At 68.1% G+C, this 279-nt stretch carries 1 pseudogene; it reads left to right on the forward strand.

Annotated elements, in window-relative coordinates:
* Window positions 1-89: 89 nt before the first annotated feature.
* Window positions 90-206 (forward strand): annotated as a pseudogene (locus ACH107_RS33795) (FAD-binding protein); the annotation flags it as partial.
* Window positions 207-279: the final 73 nt, after the last annotated feature.

A 279-nucleotide genomic window follows, 5' to 3' on the forward strand; every position in this document is an offset into this window, starting at 1 on the left:
GCTTGTGACAGGCGATGCGCGCATGGATCACCTCGACACCACGGTCACGGCAGAATGCCTGCAACGCCGCGGTTTGCGGGATCACGGTGCGCACCGCCCGGGTCGAGGCCGGGGTGATCCTGTCCAGCCTGCACGCGGCCGCCGAGGCGCAGGGCCTGATCTTTCCGCTGACCTTCGGCGCGCGGGGATCGGCCATGATCGGCGGGGGCCGCCAAGCACGTAGGACGGGCGAATGACAAGAGGAAAGCCTATGGACTCCGCGATGGACAATGCCTGCGC

Source organism: Roseovarius halophilus (ex Wu et al. 2025) (assembly GCF_047086965.1).